Below are 20,500 nucleotides of genomic sequence, written 5' to 3'. Positions count from 1 at the left end.
CCTCTTATATGTTGACTGACTAAGGTTGATTAACAAAGTGATACGCTGGACCACGCAGACGCTCAATAATAAACTGCGAAAGTTCTGCATCAACATTCACTTCTTGTAGAGCGGCTTCCATACAGCTCAACCACGCATCCGCATGCTTCGGCGTAATCGGAAAAGGAAGGTGCCGAGCTCGCATCATTGGATGTCCGTATAGTTCTGAATAGATTGCTGGACCACCAAAAAATTGAGTTAAAAACAAGAGCTGTTTCTCTACTACAGGATCAATATTTTCAGGGAACAATGGCCCAATTAATGGATGTGCTTGTACTTTAGGATAGAACGCCTCGACTACTTGGCGAAGTACCGGTTCTCCTCCTAATGCTTCATATATACTACCTTGATACCGCTGCACGTTCTCACCTATCTTTCTATAAAGTGACCATAAAGTTTCGGGCTCATTATATCACAAAAAAACGCTGAACGGTGTGTTCAGCGTCATGGTTATCAATAGTATTTCCACTCTTCTTCAGCAGGACTAATCAGCGACTCTCGAATGACGTAGACGAAAGCACAAACAAGAATACCAGCTATAATACTCATTCGTCTCCCCCCTATTTCAACCCAATTAGATTGGTTACTTTAGCGCTTCATCAATTATTTAATGAAATTGTATCATAAGGATAGCCGTTTTTATATTAAAAAATGCAAGCGGTTTCTTTACAATTTGATTACAAAGCCCTATTCCCATGTCATGATTGTCCAATATCCTTCATATGATCCATTGGGACCTCTTGTCCCAGACATCGTTACGGTGCGCGGAGGGAGAGCATATTATGCCTTGGTACATTAAAATAGGGAGTATTGTCCGCTTTATACTATTGAGCGCAATATTCGCCCTTATGCTGCAATATCCGGCATCTATTCTGCAAGCGGCCTTACGAGGAGTAGGTATTTGGTGGGACGTGCTGTTCCCTTCTCTACTGCCATTTTTCATTATATCGGAAGCACTGCTTGGGTTCGGCATTGTTCATGGAATTGGAGCACTATTAGACCCAATCATGCGGCCTTTGTTTCGGGTTCCAGGGGTAGGTGGTTTCGTGGTAGCGATGGGATATGCTTCAGGGTATCCTGTAGGTGCCAAGCTGACGACCAGACTCCGATCTGAGGGACTTCTTACGCGGGAGGAGGGAGAACGGCTCGTCTCATTCACGACCACATCAGATCCTATCTTTTTAATAGGAGCTGTTGCTGTAGGTTTTTTTGGAAGTCCTGCTCTTGCCTTGCCACTTGCCATTGCACATTACGGTGCGGGCCTGCTTCTTGGCATCATGATGCGTTTCCATGCTTATCGTACGCCCACTACCCCAGCCACAGATCAGGTAACGACTTCAACTAGCCGTTTAACATCACGTTCGCCATCCATATGGATAACTGCATTTCGAGCAATGCATACTGCTCGTTTGCAGGATGGACGACCATTAGGGACGTTACTATCACAAGCTATCCAATCTTCTTTAAAATTAATGATGGTTGTGGGAGGGCTTGTTGTTTTTTTCTCTGTCCTCATGGAACTGCTCACCTCTGCTGGCATGATGAAATTATGGGATCATACACTTCGTATGCTCTTATCATGGATACACTTGCCTGAATCTCTCGCACCTGCACTATCTGGGGGGCTATTTGAAGTTACACTTGGCTCCAAAGCAGCCGGAAGCGCTGAAGGCTCTGATTTGCGCATGCAAGTTACAGCAGCAGCTTGGATCGTATCGTGGGCAGGACTATCTGTACATGCACAGGTGGCAAGTCTGCTAAATGAATCGGATTTGCGTTATACTCCATTTCTTATAGCACGATTTCTACATGGCATACTCGCTGGATTGTTTGCTTATTTATTATTTCCATGGCTTGCCCCTTATTCAGCAGCATGGTCTTCATTTTTAATGCCACCCACCATTTCAGAAGCGCATACGAACTGGTCATGGGTTGTCTATACCCTGCAATGGGGAGCATACCTAACACTAGGTATTTGCTTAGTACTACTACTGGGATCCTACATCGTTCGCATTATTCGCTTATTGCGATAAAAGTTGGCGATTGTTTTCCTATGAAAGACATATTAAGATGAAGATGACTAAATGACTGGAAACCTCTTTCATGTAGAGGAAACAATTATTCAAAAACTTGTACACCATAAAAAGGAGCCAACGCTTTGAAATACGCAATCTTGAATCGCGGAGATGAGTTATCACTCGAGTTAACAGAACGATTTCATTATTTGGCAGCCGAACAGCAACTCATTCATCATGACGAGTCACCTGACATCGTAGTTTCCATTGGCGGAGACGGCACAATGCTGCAAGCGTTCCACCGTTATATTGATCAACTTAACAGTACTGCCTTCGTCGGTATTCATACAGGGCATCTTGGCTTCTATGCGGATTGGAAGGCTGATGAGATAGAGCTGCTCGTCCAACTGATGGGCAATCACAATCAAGCTGAAACTTTACAGCCTCGAATCGTCAAATATCCATTAATCGATTTAATTGTGACTACACATCATCAAGAAACAACTAGACATACGGCACTTAATGAATTCACGTTAAAAGGAATCGACGGCACTCTTGTGGCCCAGATTGACATCAACGACCAATTGTTCGAAATGTTTAGAGGAGATGGCATTTGCGTTTCCACTCCATCAGGGAGTACGGCGTACAATAAAAGTTTGGGCGGCGCCATGGTCCACCCGTCTATCGCTTCTATTCAGCTTGCAGAAATTGCTTCTATAAACAACAGAGTGTTCCGAACGTTAGGCTCTTCGCTCGTCTTACCTAAGCATCATCACTTTGATATTTTCTCACGCAAGGAACAGCGATTGCTCTTAACGATTGATCATCTCAATTCGACTGTGGAAAATTTATCGTCTATTCGCTGTCAAGTATCGGATCAAACCGTGACCTTTGTTCGCTATCGGCCATTCCCATTTTGGAATCGCGTACGTGAAGCCTTTCTTGGCTACGAGTAATCGGCCCCATACGTATAAACATTACATTAATCATGAAAGGGCTGTCCCTCAAGTAGTGCTAACTACTCAAGGGACAGCCCTTTCTATGTGATAACTGAATTATGTTGTCGTTGATGGACTTGTATTTGATGGAAGTGGATCTGGAGCAGCTCGATGAGCATTTCCATTGCGACGCGGGCCGCCATCTTTATTCGCATGCGGTTTATTAGGCTTGTTCGAATCTACTGCACCTGGATTAGCCTGAGATTTCGAACGAGCTTTGGCACGATTGCGGTTCGGCTTGCTTCGTTCAGGACGCTCAGATCGCTCATTCCGCTCTGTACGCTCATGCCGTTCAAGATGATCGGCTTTCTCCGCACGTTCCTTTTGATCCTGTCTACCTTGACCTTGTTGAGGCTTATCTTCACGAGTTGAGCGGTTATAGCGATTACGTCCACGCTCATTGCGTTCAGGACGAGTATGTCGCTTAGAGCGGTTAGGCATCATTCCTGCTGCCACCGTTTCATTTGCGCCCTCTTCCTTCACAGAAGAACGAACTGGAAAACTGATACCTTCCGGTTTGGCTTCTCCCTCACCATCAAGCCTCACTTCCTCCAAAGCAGCAGCACCTTCCTGCTCCGCTTCTGTAGGAAGTTCTGTCCACTCTACATTTGTACGTCCATCCTTATTAGCCACTCGTTCGAGGACAAAATAAGCACAACCAAAATTGCAATACTCATTTACATAATCCATCATACTTGCAATTGTAGTCTCTTTCGATGCCTTCGGATGACCTTCTTTAAAAAATCCCTTCAACCGAAGCTGATTGTAGCCCCAATCACCAAGTATATAGTCATATCGCTCTAGAACTTCGCTGTATCGTTCGCGGAAAAAATCTGGGTTCCACGCATTTCTGTATTCATGAACAAGCTCATACGTTCTCCCGCCGATATGAATCACGTTCTATTCCTCCTTCTCCGTGCTGCAGTACTATCCCGCCCGCAGCATAACGGCGAAGCGCGTCCTACCATGTATAGATGTAATGAACGATGTTATGCCTTGGCCGCTACGTTCTCCTGCGCTGACTTAACTTGCTCATGCGCATGATAGGAGCTGCGTACAAGCGGTCCCGACTCAACATGACTGAAGCCGCGCTTTAATCCTTCTTCTTTAAGCTCTGCAAATTGTTCTGGTGTGTAGTATTTCTCTACAAACAAATGTTTAGGTGTTGGCTGCAAATATTGACCAATCGTCAAGATGTCGCAGTTAACCGCACGCAAATCATCCATCGTTTGAAGAATTTCATGCCACTCTTCACCGACTCCAAGCATAATACTGGATTTAGTCGGAATATCAGGCTGCATTTCTTTAGCACGACGAAGAAGTTCTAAGGAACGAGTATATTTTGCCTTCGCACGTACACGATCCGATAGACGTTCTACCGTCTCCACATTATGATTCAAAATATCTGGTTTGGCATCCATTACAATCTTCAATGCATCCCAATTGCCCATAAAGTCAGGAATTAATGTTTCTACAGTACATAACGGTAACCGACCACGTACTGACTTGATGGAGCCTGCAAATATGGATGCACCCCCATCTTGGAGATCATCACGAGCCACAGATGTAATTACACAATGACGCAATTGCATTTGCTCAGCTGCTTCTGCAACACGCTCTGGCTCTTGAAGATCCAGTTCAGTCGGCATCCCTGTATTAACCGCACAGAAACGACATGCGCGTGTACAAATATCGCCGAGAATCATGAAAGTTGCAGTACGATTAGCCCAGCACTCATATATGTTGGGACAGCGCGCTTCTTCACAGACCGTATGCAGCGTCTTACTGCGCATCATATCCTTAATTTCGGAATAATTTTCACCTGTGGTCAGCTTGATGCGTATCCAATCGGGTTTAGCTTGCGCTTTTTTCTTCATGAAGTTCTACTACCTTCTTTCTCGGTTCGCTTGTCCTTGACCTAATTCAGTATTATAACATGAATGGTTAAAAATCCATACCTTTGACTGCACGGAAATCATTTAAGATTTAAGTCAAATTGACAGCATAAGAAATGGATTGTGGCACATGCTACATATAGTGAACATTCTGGTTACATGCAGCTATGGTTAGGAGGTATTCCCATTGCCACGTCCCTTTGTCCTATTGGTATTCGTACTGATTGCCGCCATAGGTTGCGGGTCATTCATTAGTGCTACAGCGGCCTATCATAAACCCGCTTCTACAGCAGATGGCAAGAGCAAGAAACCTGAAAATAATGATGCCGATCGTCGCATGCTATACGATAAAATGAGCGCCGTTACAGGTATCCCTTGGTATCGTTTAGCAGCTATCGATCAGTACGAACGGACGATAACAATTGCGAATCCTAAGAAGCGTGAACGTTCCGCTCCCGTCGTTAGCATTGTCGTTGAGCCTCCCCAGTGGGCAGGCATGCTCAATCCCGATATGAGCGACAACAATCCGAAGTCGATACGTTTATTCAACGGTATTGGGCGTGACGGTTCGGGGGACAATCGTGCCGAGCGAAATAATGATTTTGATTTACTTTACAGCGTAGCCACTTTTATAGGCTCGTATGGTGTACAGGAAGAAGACTTTGCTAATGGCTTGTGGAATTATTATCAAAATTCAAGAGCCGTCCAGCGAATTAGACAGTTCGCTAAAATTTACGAGCGCTTTGATCAACTGGATTTGAAAGATCGTGCTTTTCCACTGCCCATACAATCGATATACTCCTATCGCAGCACATTTGGCATGGGGCGCCATTACGGTGGTTACCGCATTCATGAAGGAACCGATATTTTTGCAAGACATGGTGTTCCTGTTCGCAGCACTTGTTATGGGGTTGTAGAAATTAAAGGCTGGAACCGCTACGGCGGGTGGCGCATTGGCATTAGAGATACGGACAACCTATATCACTACTATGCACACTTGTCCGGGTTTCAAAAGGATTTGAAAGAGGGAGACATCGTCTCTCCAGGCCAAGTCATTGGCTGGGTAGGCAGCTCAGGTTATGGTAAGCCAGGAACACAGGGCAAGTTTCCTCCTCATCTTCATTTTGGTATTTATCGCGATCGTGGTTTGATTGAGTACGCCTTTGATCCGTACCCTTCATTGAAACAATGGGAGTCTATGGACCATCGCAAGCTTCGTAAAAATAAAAAATCATCATAGTTCAAGGAACTAAGACAATGAAGGAGCATAAAGTTGACTTAGAAAAAGTCTAAGCCAACAACGTGGTTCCAAATCCCATTTTCGAATCGTACTTTCGAAACTGTTGCCGCCGTAAGCGATTCATCTATAGTAATCTCTCCTATCCCTAAAAAAGGTCGAACTGAAAGTTCGTTTAGAACTTCAAGCTCGACCTTTGCCTTGTTCTGCACTTTCACACGCGTTAGGGTAAGGGAGTAAGACAGGGATTGCTATGATGACAGCTCTTAAAAATCAGCTCTTGCTCAAGATTAGGGCTATCCTAATCAAATAACTGTAAAAGTGCATCTTTATATTGCCAGAAAGATTGATTTGAGGCCAATTCCTGCAAATGTGCATCTTTTTTTCTGAATTATGTACTGCTTCGAGTAAAGGGAGGGAATATAACTGCATAATCGCAGGCTTTCAGCTCATTTCGATAAAGTGAGTATGAAAAGATGTATTTTCGCATGAATTTCTATTGACGAGCAGCATGCAGTAATACAAACGTCAACAAACCTATTTATCGATTATACTAGGTCATCTAAATACCGCTAACCATTTTCAAATTATGAAACGATCATGCCCGTACCTGTTCAAAATGTATAATCCTTACACAATCCCGACTGGTGTCTGTCATTCCAATAACCTTAATATACGTATTCATGTACTTATTCATGTAATTAATGGCCTTCACCCGTGGAGACACCCTCACTCGTACCCGTGGACGAATCGTTCCCACTCCCCTGAGTAGAACCGCTAGATGGCAGCGTCACACCTGGTGATACCGTAATCCCTCTGCTTTGTTCTGGGGCAGTTGGCGGTTGAGCAGGCAATGATAGTGCTGGAGCTTGATCTGAATTGGTACCGACTGCCTTTCCTTTGCCATCATAGTAATACATCGGCACATCGCCCACAACGAGCATATAGGAAATAGGGATTTCCGTTTCTACAACCTCAGGCTCCATATCGAATGGGATAACAATCGCTACCTCTTCCACAACTTTAATATACACTTCAACAAGCACCATATTAATGCCCACTTCCATCGGCCTTGTATCCAATTCAACTTTTACAGCGCCTTGCGGCTCCATCTTTACAGGGATGCGCGGACCAAATGAAGCGATCAATGCACTCCCTAATGCTTGACCGAGCGGTATATGGTCATGGAACTCTTCGGTGGAACGCAGCGCATTTTGAACAATATTCGCCGTCTCCGAAGTAATCCGCATATGCTCATTATAATTTAAAATAAAACTCGTTACTTTTCCTCGATTATCCGTCTTCCACTCAATGAGTTTATCCAGCTTCCTGCCTTGCGCTACCTGATCACTTATCGCTTTATTAATCGCTTGTGTCGCCATCTGCTTAATGCGGATTTTTGCCAAATGCATAACTGGCCCACGAACATGCTTATCTACATAAAGAAATAACTGAACACTTAGCAGTAAAAAAATAATAAGCGCGATAAACCATGCCCGTCTTCTGCGTTTGGGTTTAGGAGGCGCGCTCTTCCAACCTGCTCCTGCATAACGCATTGACCTTGTAGAAGAAGATGAATAATCCGAAACGGCTACTTCACGACTAGACTCATTACTTGCCGACGGAGATCTGGATGACCAGCGTCTCGTCCCTTTCCATCGTTTCTCATTCCATTGACTATGCACTCTCGACTTAGTAAACAGCGCAGTTCGTCCCCAACGACGATGCCGTTTCATCGACAAACTTTCAAGCATACGCTGTAACCACGATCGTCTTCCCCAGCCCATGATCGTTCCCCCTTTTCCCGCAAGCTTGGGCAGCTGTAATGTTCCAATGTATGCACCAAGCAGCAAAAAAAGAAGACAGCCCTCTACTGACTGGATCTGAATCGCTATCGAAACAGAATCTAATCAAAGTAAGCTGTCTTCTTCCTATGATCAACTAGCTTGGGATGACCTATTAGTATCCTCTATATCCAGGGTTATAAACATTAGAGCCAGCATGCTGGTTGGATTGCTCAATATAATTTACATGCGGTTGCACATGAGCAACCAATCCCGTTGAAGCATATCCGCCCTGTACGGAATGTGCTTGGTGGGCAAGATGAATAATTTGCTGCAGCTGCTGTACCGCTGTTTGATGACCTTGCAGCGCAGTTTGAATCACATTTGCAGCATGCTGTTCAATTTTTGCAAGCTCCTGCAAGCGTGCAGCGTTTTGCTGCTCTTGCTGTAAGAGCTGTTGATACTTCTGTGAAGCAGCATTCGTTTGCTGAATCAATTGCTGAGCAAGCTGTTCAATTTGATACGTATTTGTATGTGTCATTGGTCGTTCTCCTTTTCAATCATAGATTGGAAATAGCATCCTTTATATCGTGCCTCACATGTCTTTTTTTATGCACAACCTGTATTCTTTTTTAGCTCCCTGCGTCATGGCATGATATATAATGAATACATACTTTACACAATCACATGTTACTGGGGGATTAATCTATGCAGGAAATTATCGCAGTAACCTCATTTACTAATATGGATGAAAAATGGTTCGAACAGTCTCTACAGCTTCTGCCGACGGACAAGCAGCACAAAATAACTCGCTACATGCGCAAGCCCGACCAGCTTAGGGCTCTTATTGGCGAAGTAACGGTTCGTTTGTATGCGATGTCTAGAACAGGACTAACCCATGAACAATTGCATTTTGACAGCAATACATACGGCAAGCCATTTTTACGAGACACTCCAACTTTCTCTTATAATGTTTCTCACTCAGGGGATTGGGTTGTGTGTGCAATAGATGGGTCCGAGGTAGGTGTCGATGTAGAACATATTCAGCCAATCGATCTTGCTATAGCAGAGCGCTTTTTTTCAGAAGAAGAAGTAATGGATTTATTCGCATTGCCTGAAATAGAACGGCAGGACTATTTCTTTGACCTGTGGACATTGAAGGAGAGCTATATTAAAGCGGTGGGAAAGGGACTATCCATTCCTCTAAATTCGTTTTCATTTAAGCGTGCCGACGGGCAATTCACTTTTCATTCCGATACTGATCCTACTCCTTGGTATGTGAAACAATATCAATTAGACTCGCAGTATAAGTTGGCTGTTTGTGCAGGACATGAGCAACTGGCAGATCAGCCGATTCAGCGTAACGCCGCTGAGCTGTGTGAGGAGTTTATTCAAAAAGTAACTTTGTGTAAGTTGTGATAGCAGCTCCCTTTACATCTATGTGATATGTAAAGAGCCCTGAAGGTGTTTGAACAATGAAACCTTCAAACGCCTTCAGGGCTCTTTAGCATGTAATCGTAATCATCATTAAGGAAGCTAATAAATCGCTATTGGACCATAAGGACCATCGAGAATTTCTATTTTTGTTTCAAAAATATCGGTCAAAATTTCTGGTTTCATAATCTCTTCCACTGTTCCAAAAGCAGCAATTTGTCCATCCTTCATCGCACAAATTCGATCCGAATATTTGGCTGCAAAATTGATATCATGCATAACCGTTAGAATGGTTCTTCCAAATTCATTAGCAGCATGTCTCAAATGCTCCATCATTTGAACCGAACGAGCAATATCAAGATTGTTCAGCGGTTCATCCAAAAGTACATATTCCGTCTCTTGGCACAAAACCATTGCCACATATGCCCTTTGCCTTTGACCACCCGAAAGCTCATCTAAATATCTATTTTCTAGGTCAGTCAATTCTAAAAAATCGATATATTTCGAAATAATAGCCTCGTCCTCTTTCGTTAACCTTCCCTTTGAATAAGGAAAACGTCCAAATCCAACGAGTTGTCTGACCGTAAGCCTCGTGACAAAATGATTTTCTTGACGCAAAATAGTGACAATTCGGGCTAAGTCTTTCGATTTAGATGCAGTAACATCCATATTGGCGACCGTAATTTGACCTTCATCCATTTCCAAAAGTCTTCCAATCATCAAAAGTGTCGTAGACTTTCCAGCACCATTGGGTCCAATTAAAGAAGTGAAACCAGCTTTTGGTATTTCGATATCCAAAGGCCCTATTTTAACCTTATCCGTATAAGACTTTCTAACCTTATTAATTTTTATCATAGAGCCCTCTTCCTTAAAATTACAGATAAAAATACAATTCCACCGAACAGCTCGATAATAACGGAAACTACACCTTGAGCATTAAATACATGATACATTAGAAAATACGCACTCGTTAGTATCAAAAATCCTATCGCAAGTGCCATTGGAAACATGTATCTATGGTCATAAGTTGGCGCTGCTTGATAACTTAATGTCGCTACTAAAAATCCATAGAAAGTAAGTGGTCCAATTAAAGCCGTTGAAATGGACATCAACACAGAAACTAAGATAAGCGTATAAATGATACTAGATTGATGTTTAACTCCAAAAGAAGTAGCGGCATCTTTTCCAAGTGACAACACATTTAATTTCTTAGAATAGGCAAGCAGCAACAAGGCTGCAATGATTACGATTGGAATGACAATTGGATAATAATCAGCATCGGCATTATTGACAGAACCAAACAATCTTGCCTGTAAAATATCAAACTCTGACGGTGCCAGAAGTCTTCTCATAAACGTTGATACGGAGTTCAGGCCCGTACCAATAATAATGCCAACCAAAAGCATCAGTTGTAAGTTTCCATACTTCCCAGAAAGTAACCATCCATAAAGGATCAAGCTCATTAAGACCATAAGAACAACTTGAAATAGAAACGAGCCAATACCACTAAAATTGATCAGTGCACCAGCACCAAAGAAAAATACGGTACTCGTATGAATCGTTGAGTAAAGGGATTCAAACCCTAACAACGAAGGAGTGATAATCCGGTTATTCGTAATCGATTGGAAAGCCACCGTCGCCAAGCTCTGACAAATGGCAGCAATAATCATGGCAATAAGCGCTTCTATCCTTCTCATAACCACTGGAATAAAAGAAGGTGAATCTATTGGAACCGGATTGTTGTAAACTAAGAGGCCGTATGAAGAAAGAATGCCCAAAACAATCAATGTAATTAGCAACATCCAATAACGTTTTTCCTCTTTCTTAGAACGAAAAGCGCTAGCTGATCTATTTTCATTATGAAGGCCAGAATTGATTTCGACATTTTCTTTATTTCTATATGCCAATGCGTTCATCTTAGCCTCCTATGTTTTCTTTGTCTCAATAAAATAGCAATAAATACGACTGAGCCTAATGTTCCAAGTATTAATGAAACAGGCACTTCAAAAGGCATGATAATCGTTCGAGAAATGATGTCACAGAACGTTATCGTCCCCATGCCTATCACGCATACCCAAGGCAAATTACTTCTAAGATCATCTCCTCTAAACATGGAAACGATATTAGGAACAATGAGACCTAAGAAAGGTAAGTTACCAATAACAGTTGTAACAATGCCAACTGCAAAAGAAATAAGACCCGTAGCAAAAAGAATAAGCCTACCGTAGTTTACGCCAAGACTTGTTGCGACATCTTCTCCTAGTCCAGCCAAAGTCAATCGATTAGCAAAAATAAAAATGAGAATAGTCACGATAATGATTAGCCACAAATATTCATATCTTCCAATTTGAACAGAGGCAAAAGAACCTACAAACCAACTTTCAATACTTTGCGTCTTCTGAAACAAGAGTCCCAAAAAAGTGGAAACTGCAGAAATGACTGCTCCAAGCATCAGTCCAATGATCGGTACAATTAAAGACGAACGAAGCTTCACTCTTCTTAAAAATAAAAAGAAAATCATCGTTCCTATGAAAGAAAAAAGGATTGCACCCGTCATTCTTAGAACTAAACTTGGCGCCGGAAATAATAAATAAACAGAAAGGAGTCCTAAACCTGCCCATTCAGTAGTTCCCGTTGTGGTAGGTTCAACTAAACGATTCTGTGTAATCAGTTGCATGACGAGTCCTGCCATTGCCATGGCAGCACCAGTAAGCATTAATGCAACTGTTCTTGGAACACGAGTTATGAAAAACATATCCCAGCCGTCTGCTTGTCCACGTATATCATAAACTCCAGTAAAAAGTGAGATAACCCCTAAAATAATAACAACAAAAATTGCTAGTATAAAAGGTTTTGTCCATATTTTATGGTGGTTATAAAACTGGGGTTGAGAATTAATCTCAACCCCAGTTCTAGTATTGTTTGGCACTATGTTATACTCCTTTACACTACTTAGCTAATGTGTTTGCAAGGTTTGTAAACAATTCCAAGTACGTTTGGATAGATTCATTTAGGTACGTATCAGCTGGTGCATAAACGATATTTCCTTTAGAAACAGCCGTTGTTTTTTGAAGTGCCGGTGATTTATCAATTACATCCTGAGCAGGAACTTTACTCGTTTCACCAGTGATTGGAGCATCACGATCTAATACGAATATCCAATCAGGATTGCTTTGTGCAATCGCTTCAACAGAAATTTCATCACCTTGATGATCGGTAGTATTCGCTTTAACTTCTAATGCCGGAGTCCATCCAAAAATCTCATACATGGGTCCCCAAACACGTCCATTTTTAGGAGCTGAATAACCAATATCTCCACCAGAAACGATAACACTCATCACTTTATCTTTTCCATTATAGGCAGACTTAGCATCTGCGATAGCTTTATCAAAATCAGCTACTAATTTGTTAGCCTCTTCATTTTTATCAAAAATTTTCCCTAACGTAATTGTAGAATTTTTAAGTCCATTTACCAAGTTTTCTCCAGGTTTCTGAGCGTCCTTAGAAATATCAACATTCAGATCAATTACAGCTGCCTCTGGTACTAGTTTTTTAATATCTTCATAGTAGCCAGCAAATCTTTGACCAACAATGACAAGATCAGGGTTTACAGCCGCAATAACTTCAAGATTGGGTTCACGGTGATTTCCAACATCTTTAACTTTTTCATTAGTCACATATGGTGAATCGGAAGTCATGATAGGCTTTGGAACAGCTGCTAACTCAATGTTCCAATCCGCTAACGTTTCAAATGTTCTATTATCCAAAGCAACTACATTTTTAGGGTTTACAGGAACATCAACCGTTCCATGCGCATCAGTGATTTGAACGGTTGCAGGTTTAGCAGCCTCGTTTGCTTTCCCAGCAGTTTCCATTTTACTAGCTTCATTACTTGAGTTCGAGCAAGCTGCCAACATTACAACCATAATGGCCATAAAGACAGTGAATGTAAACTTCTTCATTTCTTGTATCTCTCCCCTGATATATAAAATGAATAGACAAACAAAAGATTGAATTGATAACATAGATGATAATGATTATCAATTTCATTTTCTACTCAATTATAACAGGTCAAAAAATAATATCAACCCAAATCTAAGTAAACAGCTTCTAAATTTGTTTATTTCTCAAGAACCGAATATAAGGGAGATATACCTTAACGCACATCGATCGTTCCATATTCACTTGTAAGCTCCAGATTATTCACACCTTTACCAATCACGCCTGATTTAGATTGATTTGTATTTTTTGTTTCCTTATAGCCGTTCAATTGAACAGCTATATCTGATATGTGACTACTAGCACTAACTGCTAATGAAGTTGGAGCTTTTTTATACGAAACCATGATATCCCCCGACTTGGTTTGTACAACTAAGGACTCACTTTCATTTGCATCTTTAACCAAAACCGTTCCATCTCTGTTCGTAATTTTCATACTGGAGCTCGTCACGTTGTTTATATCGTTGTCTCCTGTAGTGGAAGCTATGGTTAACTCATTCACTGAACTGCGCTTCATACTTAATTCCCCGTGTTCGGAAGTAAATTGTCCTGTATCTGCTGTGAGCCCCTCCACGATTGTTGTGCCGGTCTCATTGGAAAGGACAATATTATCAATGGCAACATCATTCCATCCAACATTGCCATTTCGATTATTCACTGTGATCTTGTCCACTCCGTGATTAGGAATAGATATCGAGATTGTCTCTTCTTTGTTAAAAGTAAAATAATCCATAAACCCGACCTTTTCTTCTCGCTGGGTAACTATTAATTTATTCCCATCCTTTTTTATTACTACGGGTTGACTTTGCTCATCCCTTTTTTCCCCTACAGCTGAAATCGTTATTTGTTTGGAGTCTGTTCTATTGAAATCAATATCCCAGGACTCATTTTCAATTTCTATCGCTTCAATATCGCCCACTTGAAAGGTTTGTTCCGTTTCAAACGAATGTCCTGCTGATCCTGACATACTGCATGCCGACCCCATTATAGCTATCACTACGATAGACATTGTTAAAAATGCTCGTTTCATCATCTTCCTGTTCTCCATTTCTACTCGTTCATTGTTCGGCTCGCTGGAATTGCTACAACACGCACCACTATATATACACTCCACTTCTAGTCAGGCCACATCGATCTTGTCCAATTTATAATAAGAAAGATAACCAATTATAAGACCTACAAGGCACATCACAATAGGCACGGCAATGAACTGGAATAAGCTCGCCGAAGTGCCCCCGTTCGAAACGGTTGAATTAATCAGGAAGCCAATCAATACAGCCGAAGTTATCGTTGCCGGAGCAGATTTTTTTCGCATGCCAAAATATATAGGAATTAAACTTATTCCCGCGATCATAAATGCGTTCAATATCGTAGTCGGAATAGAAGCCACCATCTGGCCGACATGAACAGGTGCCTCAAAAAATGGAAACATTGGATTAAGGGACAATACGAGTAGATTGATAATGATAGATGTGAGAATAATACTAAAAAAACAGAAGCCAAAAACAATCGCTAGCTTTGCTTGAATGATTTTTTTCCGCTGCAGCGGATACGTATATAACAATTGAATCGTCTTATTTCTGTATTCATCAATAACTAAGCGGGACAAGAGCACACTTGAGAAAATAATAAACACGATGCGAATAAATACATTCGTCAACTTCATAAGCTCTGCATAATCTGGAAACAGCGGTTCAATCTCTTCTCCAGAAGTCCATGCCATAAGCGAAACTGCCCCAAAAATTGACACGATACAAATCATTAGCGCTTTAAAGTAACTGTTTACGCGTTGTTTCTTCCACTCTAATTTCATTAATTTAAGCATGTTGGTCATCTCCCATAATAAGCTGTAAAAAATACTGTTCTAGATTGCTATGCTGTGCCCTGATTTCATCCATCTTCACTTCTTTTAATAGTCGACCACGGTTAATAACACCAATCGTATCGGCGATAGATTCAATCTCGGAAACGATATGACTTGAAATGAGGATCGTTACCCCAAGCTGCTCTTTTAAACGAACAAGCAGTTCTCGTATATCTTTAATACCGATGGGGTCAAGCCCATTTATCGGCTCATCAAGAATAAGAATGTCTGGCTTTGTCACAATTGCTCTAGCTATTCCTAATCGCTGTTTCATTCCTAACGAAAACTCAGAAATCTTTTTGTCTCCTACACGATGCAGGCCGACAATCTCCAACGCTTCTTCAACTGCTACTTTATGAGAATAGCCCACATATTCACAATGCAGCTCTAAATTCTCATAGGCCGTTAACGCTTCGTAAAACACAGGGTATTCAATAATACTCCCTATGTTCTTTAAATACAGATACGAGGTAGGCTGTACAATCTCATTTAACACGATAATCTCACCAGAAGTTGGCTTGACTAAGTTTAAAATCATCCTCATTACGGTCGTTTTCCCTGCTCCATTTGGACCTAAAAAGCCGTAAATTTCACCCTTCTTAATGTTCATATGCACGTTCGATACCGATTCAATTCCCTTGTACGTCTTACCTAATTGTCTAATGCGAATGACCGATTCCATTTTTGTAATTCCCCCTAATCCCCTATCGATTTGTTACCTTAAGCTTAATCCTTGAAAGTAAAAACCAAGTAAACAGCAGGGAAATTACTAGTAATATTTTGAGTAAGAGAATCCATTTCAAAAATCTAATTGGTATAATGTGAAGGAGAAATGAGGGATACACTCTATGGAGTCTGCAAAAATATTAGCTGTTGATGATGAAGTAGGTATTTTAAAGCTGTTGGAAATTACGCTCAAGAAAGAACATTTCACGCAGATCGAAACCGCAGCTACAGGCAAAGATGCCTTACAGCGTATTAAAGAAAATAATTACGATATTATACTGCTCGACATTATGCTTCCTGATCTAAGCGGCTTTGAACTTTGTACGGAAATACGAAAGTTAACGAACACACCTATTATTTTTATTAGTGCTCGCTCTACAGACTTCGATAAATTAACTGGGCTGGGAATTGGCGGGGACGATTATATTACGAAACCTTTTAATCCTTTAGAAGTCATAGCAAGAATTAAAGTTATTTTGCGGCGGCAGCGAATGTATGAGATTACACAACAACCGCACCAGCAGCAGCTTGGTGCTTTATTTGATTATGGCTGCTTTACCTACGATCCCGATTCTGCAACGTTAACTGTTAACAACATAATTGTGGAATGCACCGCCAAAGAGCTCGAACTGCTGCATTTCTTCTGTAAACATCCCAATCGTATTTTCACAACTGCTCAACTGTATGAATTTGTATGGGGAAACGATGCGTTTGGCGAGGAGAAGACCGTTACAATCCACATCGCCAAGCTGCGGAAAAAGCTCGGAGATGATACACGAAATCCAAAGATAATTGTCAATTTACGAGGAATTGGCTACAAATTCATCCCAACTAATGAGGAACGCAAATGAGAATAACCACTCGATTTATTGTTCATCTCGCATTAGGACTTGTACATTGGATACTGGCATCTGCCCTTAGCATGATCATCATTATAGAAGGCATCTTTCCTCTGTTTGGCCTTATTGTGAATGAAAATACAGAGGGCATGCTTGTAGGATGGATTTTTGGGAGCAGCACGGTCATTTGTATTGGATTGTTTGGATGGTATTTTGGCGGTCCGATCGGATTTATTATGAGTTGGATCTATCAACTATCGAAGCACCATTACGAGAAGCCTGTAGGTTTGAAGAACATTTATACTCGTAAGGGAAAGCTCCGCATGCGCTATCTTCTATATAAAGAAGTGCTGCAGCAGCTCCAAGCTCTGGCTTCTACTTTACAGGCTAATGAACAGGAAAGACGGAAAATTGAACAAGCCAAGCAAGAATGGATTGCGGGGATTTCGCATGATTTGAAAACACCCCTAACCTATATTACCGGCTACTCAACACTTCTTTTGAATGAACAGTATGAGTGGTCGAAGGAAGAGCGCCATTCTTTTCTTCAAGAGATTCATCATAAAGGGATACACATGGAGGAGTTAATCCAAGATTTCAGTCTTGTTTTGCAACTGAACCATGTTGACGGAATGTTATTGTTAAATAAGACAGCTCTAGATATAGTAGAATTCACGAAAAGAGTTGTTGCCGACATTAGTAACAATCCGCAAGCAAGCAGCTATAGGCTGCATTTCAAGACAGACACACCTGAAATTCAAGTTGAGTTCGATCCCAAGTTCATGCATCGCATCTTGCAAAATATTTTAATGAACTCGATTCTACACAACCCTGAACATACAGATATTTATATCGAGCTACTTCATGAAATCGATGCTGCAGTTATTCGCATTACCGATAACGGCGTAGGCATGTCCACTGAGATGGTAAACAACCTTTTTCAACAATATTACCGCGGCACCACAACGGATGCTTCTACAGAGGGAACTGGTCTAGGTATGGCGATCGTTAATAAGCTCGTTCAAGCTCATCAAGGAACCATTTCTGTAACGAGCGAGCTTTCGAAAGGGACATCATTTGAGATTAAATTGCCGAAAATATGATACTTGATACCATCTGGGCTGTCCCAAAAAAATTATTTAGGAGAGCCCAGACTTTCCTATGAGCAATTAGATTATTATTTTTATTGCGTTTGCACAGAGGGAATGCTGTAGATAATATATTCTTTTGAATACATACGTGAAGTAATGGTTATTTTCTCTTTGTTTTTTTCAAAAATCAAACCTGCCCCCAATTTATCTTGATAGACCCAACCTTTTTCTCTCATATATTTTTTGAATATTTCTTCGTTATTATCGATTTTCATTACATATTTCTCAGGTTGCTCTGAAAACTGTACAATCTCTTCGTTAATAAAATTAAGCTTTACTATTGATAAAAACAAAGGAACAGGATTTCCTTCTTGAAAAATTGCGTCACTGTTTATCCCTACAAGTACTCCAATAGTTAATAAAAAGATAATTGTAACAATTACTAGATTTCTAACTTTTTTTGACTTTACAATCTTCTGTTTTTTAGATTCAATCATTTTATATCTCCTCCTATACGGATGAAATTGATATTTTACACTTTATTACTTTCCCTTTAAACTCATTTATAATTTTACATACATATATGAAACCATGGCCTATTTTTTATCTCAACCAGCTACTCCAAGGTCAGTAGTTAATTTAAGTATTTCTTGATCCAACTCTGTTTTTATCAAGTATTCATATGAAATCAGAATCTTACCTAGCGCAGTTACTATAGCATTGGAGACAAAGTTCCTGTAACATATTCCTTCTTATCTTTTGGAGGATGTTTAGGATTTATTAAGTTAACTCCCTCTATAAATTGTTTATAATCGTACACGGTAGCGATAACGCTGCATTAACATTACTTTCTTCTATACTTCCCCCTATTGCTTTACATTCATTGAGAAAATTTAAATATAAGAAAATAATAAAGGCTGTCATAAAAATTCCCCTAAAGAAAGAGGCAGGAGTATTATCTCCTGCACGGCGAATTATCAATGATTAACTTTCCAAGCGTAAGCTGGCCATCCTAAATTTGTGAGAGTAGTAATTGGCTCATTTTCTTTATCAGAAGTATGGTATGTTAAAAAAATATTACCTTTATTGTCTATTTTCGTTACTACAGTCGTGTGACCAATATGGAATTTTCCATCATTAGGAGCTGTATCCCAATGAATTACATCCCCCACTTTTAAATCTTGAAAATAATTTGCACGTGTTACATTTGTACTATGATTTTGGAAATGTACATACTGATTATGAGCCCCGCCCCATGTATGGCTAGGAGGGTCATTAAATGCATTTTTGTAGTACCAATTATCAGGGTCATTGTAGTCATAACCAAAATTATCATTTCTGATCATAGATATACCGCCAGCGTAAAGCACTTGTGATACAAAATTTGTGCAATCATTTAATCCCGCATAGTAATCATAGCTAGAATTACGAAGTTCCTTGCCATTTTCTGTCCATTTTAAAGCATAATTAACAGCGTTAGTTGTATTATATCCACTACCATTAAGTAAAATTTTTACGAGTTCATCATTTTGTGGATTTGGACCGAAGGTTGTAGGAGTTGGTTCTTCGAGAAGACTCGGCACGTCATTTTTTATAATATATTTCCCGATGGCTGATGTTAATGCATCTACCTCTTGAGCAAATTCATCATTGTTATTCAAATCTAACCTAACACCTAGCTTTATCGAATTATAGTAGTAATTTAAACTGAAATTTGGAGATATTGAAGTTATTGTTCCAGGCTGATGTTCTAATATCTTATCAATTTTTGAGATTGTATTTTGATACTGAGTCTTAATATCAAGAGGAATATGATCATAAAAAATCTCATTATTTGCTTCATAGAACTTAACAATAGATTCTTTATCAGGCAGTACCGTCTTCTCATTGCTGGCACTAACTGAAGAAAAACTTACAAATGTAGTGGTTAAGGCAATTGTTAGGGACAATAAACTTAGTTTAACTAGTCTCTTCATACTACACCTCCAATTTTTTTTATCTTGCAACTTCAATTACATGCTTACTTTTCATTTCTCACCTCCTCTTTTTAATTGACATTACAAAAAATCAGTGAAAAAACGAATGGTAGAGATATTCGAAATAACTCAAAAAATGCGCTATATATTTAATAAGGAATATCTAGAAGTTTCAAATAACCGTTGGTCTGAGATGATAGTTTTTTACATGTGGGGTAAATAAGAAGTGACTCACAAGTTACTACAGAATAGAGTAACATGAAGTTTATCAGGAGTTTGCTCTATATAATCCCAGATTAAACCAATTAATGGTCGATTGTCAACATAATTGGACAAAATCTTTTACGCACCTTTTCTCACTATCTCGAACTACATAATCAAGAGTTAATAGCTTAGTACCTTGTCAAAGTTGTCATACTGTAGTCAAATTAAAAGATAGAACTCATATGTAGTAGCGCAATTATAGAACTGATATATATAAAGCACTAAGGAAAAAAGGCATTACCATGAGCATGTCAGTAAAGGAATGCCCGATGATAACACCCATCGATTGGTTATACCATACAAAAGTATGCATTTATCTCAAAGAACCTATTTGTACCA

20 protein-coding genes are annotated in these 20,500 nt (G+C 40.3%); 6 read left to right on the top strand and 14 right to left on the bottom strand.

Translation table 11 applies throughout. From position 1 onward, the window contains the following. Window positions 1-19: 19 nt before the first annotated feature. Window positions 20-400 carry a globin domain-containing protein gene (locus H580_RS0106275; protein WP_028594018.1) on the bottom strand — a complete coding sequence of 127 codons (381 nt, stop codon included), beginning with the start codon at window positions 398-400 and terminating at the stop codon, window positions 20-22. Between the two features lie 421 nt (window positions 401-821). On the opposite strand from H580_RS0106275, the gene ylbJ reads away from it, so the two are divergent. Together ylbJ and H580_RS0106260 are read left to right on the top strand one after the other, a co-directional pair. Then, the gene (gene ylbJ / locus H580_RS0106265) at window positions 822-2,072 is read left to right on the top strand and encodes a sporulation integral membrane protein YlbJ (RefSeq protein ID WP_036604774.1); all 1,251 of its coding nucleotides are present in this window, start codon (window positions 822-824) and stop codon (window positions 2,070-2,072) included. A 125-nt stretch (window positions 2,073-2,197) separates the two neighbouring features. Next, window positions 2,198-3,010, top strand: a complete 813-nt coding sequence (locus H580_RS0106260) for an NAD kinase (RefSeq protein WP_028594016.1) — start codon at window positions 2,198-2,200, stop codon at window positions 3,008-3,010. Window positions 3,011-3,109: 99 nt separating this feature from the next. Here H580_RS0106260 and H580_RS25400 read toward each other — a convergent pair whose 3' ends face one another. Next, on the bottom strand, window positions 3,110-3,949 hold the full coding sequence (locus tag H580_RS25400) for a YutD family protein (protein ID WP_051217292.1): 840 nt from the start codon (window positions 3,947-3,949) through the stop codon (window positions 3,110-3,112). Window positions 3,950-4,041: 92 nt separating this feature from the next. Continuing rightward, window positions 4,042-4,929: a lipoyl synthase gene (gene lipA / locus H580_RS0106250; RefSeq protein ID WP_028594015.1), complete on the bottom strand. Its 888-nt coding sequence runs from the start codon at window positions 4,927-4,929 to the stop codon at window positions 4,042-4,044. A 205-nt stretch (window positions 4,930-5,134) separates the two neighbouring features. Between lipA and H580_RS0106245 the strand changes: the two genes are divergently transcribed. Then, the gene (locus H580_RS0106245) at window positions 5,135-6,187 is read left to right on the top strand and encodes a M23 family metallopeptidase (RefSeq protein WP_028594014.1); all 1,053 of its coding nucleotides are present in this window, start codon (window positions 5,135-5,137) and stop codon (window positions 6,185-6,187) included. 698 nt (window positions 6,188-6,885) lie between these two features. Here the strand turns inward: H580_RS0106245 and yunB are convergent. Both yunB and H580_RS23545 read right to left on the bottom strand, forming a co-directional pair. Further along, window positions 6,886-7,971, bottom strand: coding sequence for a sporulation protein YunB (gene yunB, locus H580_RS23550; RefSeq protein ID WP_425414113.1), 1,086 nt, complete (start codon window positions 7,969-7,971; stop codon window positions 6,886-6,888). A gap of 172 nt (window positions 7,972-8,143) precedes the next feature. Beyond that, the gene (locus H580_RS23545) at window positions 8,144-8,509 is read right to left on the bottom strand and encodes a hypothetical protein (RefSeq protein WP_036604772.1); all 366 of its coding nucleotides are present in this window, start codon (window positions 8,507-8,509) and stop codon (window positions 8,144-8,146) included. Between the two features lie 167 nt (window positions 8,510-8,676). On the opposite strand from H580_RS23545, the gene H580_RS0106230 reads away from it, so the two are divergent. Next, complete coding sequence (locus H580_RS0106230) at window positions 8,677-9,387, top strand: 4'-phosphopantetheinyl transferase family protein (RefSeq protein WP_028594013.1); 711 nt, start codon at window positions 8,677-8,679, stop codon at window positions 9,385-9,387. A 117-nt stretch (window positions 9,388-9,504) separates the two neighbouring features. Here H580_RS0106230 and H580_RS0106225 read toward each other — a convergent pair whose 3' ends face one another. The 7 genes from H580_RS0106225 to H580_RS0106195 all read right to left on the bottom strand — a co-directional run bounded on the left by H580_RS0106225 (window position 9,505) and on the right by H580_RS0106195 (window position 15,947). Further along, window positions 9,505-10,257 (bottom strand): iron ABC transporter ATP-binding protein, encoded by a 753-nt coding sequence (locus tag H580_RS0106225; protein ID WP_028594012.1) that lies wholly within the window; start codon window positions 10,255-10,257, stop codon window positions 9,505-9,507. Then, the gene (locus H580_RS0106220; protein WP_028594011.1) at window positions 10,254-11,318 is read right to left on the bottom strand and encodes an iron chelate uptake ABC transporter family permease subunit; all 1,065 of its coding nucleotides are present in this window, start codon (window positions 11,316-11,318) and stop codon (window positions 10,254-10,256) included. The genes H580_RS0106225 and H580_RS0106220 overlap by 4 nt, the downstream gene beginning before the upstream one ends. Beyond that, entirely contained in the window at window positions 11,315-12,331 is a 1,017-nt protein-coding gene (locus tag H580_RS0106215) for an ABC transporter permease (RefSeq protein WP_028594010.1), read from the bottom strand. The genes H580_RS0106220 and H580_RS0106215 overlap by 4 nt, the downstream gene beginning before the upstream one ends. A gap of 19 nt (window positions 12,332-12,350) precedes the next feature. Next, window positions 12,351-13,364: a siderophore ABC transporter substrate-binding protein gene (locus H580_RS0106210; protein ID WP_028594009.1), complete on the bottom strand. Its 1,014-nt coding sequence runs from the start codon at window positions 13,362-13,364 to the stop codon at window positions 12,351-12,353. A gap of 194 nt (window positions 13,365-13,558) precedes the next feature. Beyond that, window positions 13,559-14,434, bottom strand: a complete 876-nt coding sequence (locus H580_RS0106205) for a DUF4097 family beta strand repeat-containing protein (RefSeq protein ID WP_051217291.1) — start codon at window positions 14,432-14,434, stop codon at window positions 13,559-13,561. Between the two features lie 87 nt (window positions 14,435-14,521). After that, window positions 14,522-15,226 (bottom strand): ABC transporter permease, encoded by a 705-nt coding sequence (locus H580_RS0106200; protein ID WP_028594007.1) that lies wholly within the window; start codon window positions 15,224-15,226, stop codon window positions 14,522-14,524. Further along, window positions 15,219-15,947 (bottom strand): ABC transporter ATP-binding protein, encoded by a 729-nt coding sequence (locus H580_RS0106195; RefSeq protein WP_028594006.1) that lies wholly within the window; start codon window positions 15,945-15,947, stop codon window positions 15,219-15,221. Before H580_RS0106195 ends, H580_RS0106200 begins: the two co-directional genes overlap by 8 nt. Before the next feature lie 166 nt (window positions 15,948-16,113). On the opposite strand from H580_RS0106195, the gene H580_RS0106190 reads away from it, so the two are divergent. Together H580_RS0106190 and H580_RS0106185 are read left to right on the top strand one after the other, a co-directional pair. Then, a complete protein-coding gene (locus H580_RS0106190) occupies window positions 16,114-16,842 on the top strand; it encodes a response regulator transcription factor (protein ID WP_028594005.1) in 729 nt (242 codons plus the stop codon). After that, window positions 16,839-17,933, top strand: coding sequence for a sensor histidine kinase (locus tag H580_RS0106185; RefSeq protein WP_028594004.1), 1,095 nt, complete (start codon window positions 16,839-16,841; stop codon window positions 17,931-17,933). Before H580_RS0106190 ends, H580_RS0106185 begins: the two co-directional genes overlap by 4 nt. An 80-nt stretch (window positions 17,934-18,013) precedes the next feature. Here H580_RS0106185 and H580_RS0106180 read toward each other — a convergent pair whose 3' ends face one another. Together H580_RS0106180 and H580_RS0106175 are read right to left on the bottom strand one after the other, a co-directional pair. Further along, window positions 18,014-18,418, bottom strand: coding sequence for a hypothetical protein (locus tag H580_RS0106180; protein WP_028594003.1), 405 nt, complete (start codon window positions 18,416-18,418; stop codon window positions 18,014-18,016). A gap of 480 nt (window positions 18,419-18,898) precedes the next feature. Beyond that, window positions 18,899-19,897, bottom strand: a complete 999-nt coding sequence (locus H580_RS0106175) for an amidase domain-containing protein (RefSeq protein ID WP_028594002.1) — start codon at window positions 19,895-19,897, stop codon at window positions 18,899-18,901. Between the last annotated feature and the right edge of the window lie 603 nt (window positions 19,898-20,500).

Source organism: Paenibacillus assamensis DSM 18201 (assembly GCF_000422445.1).
Taxonomy (GTDB): Bacteria; Bacillota; Bacilli; order Paenibacillales; family Paenibacillaceae; genus Paenibacillus_B; species Paenibacillus_B assamensis.
The sequence above is the reverse complement of the archived record's forward strand: the minus strand, read 5'-3'. Positions and strand labels throughout refer to the sequence as shown.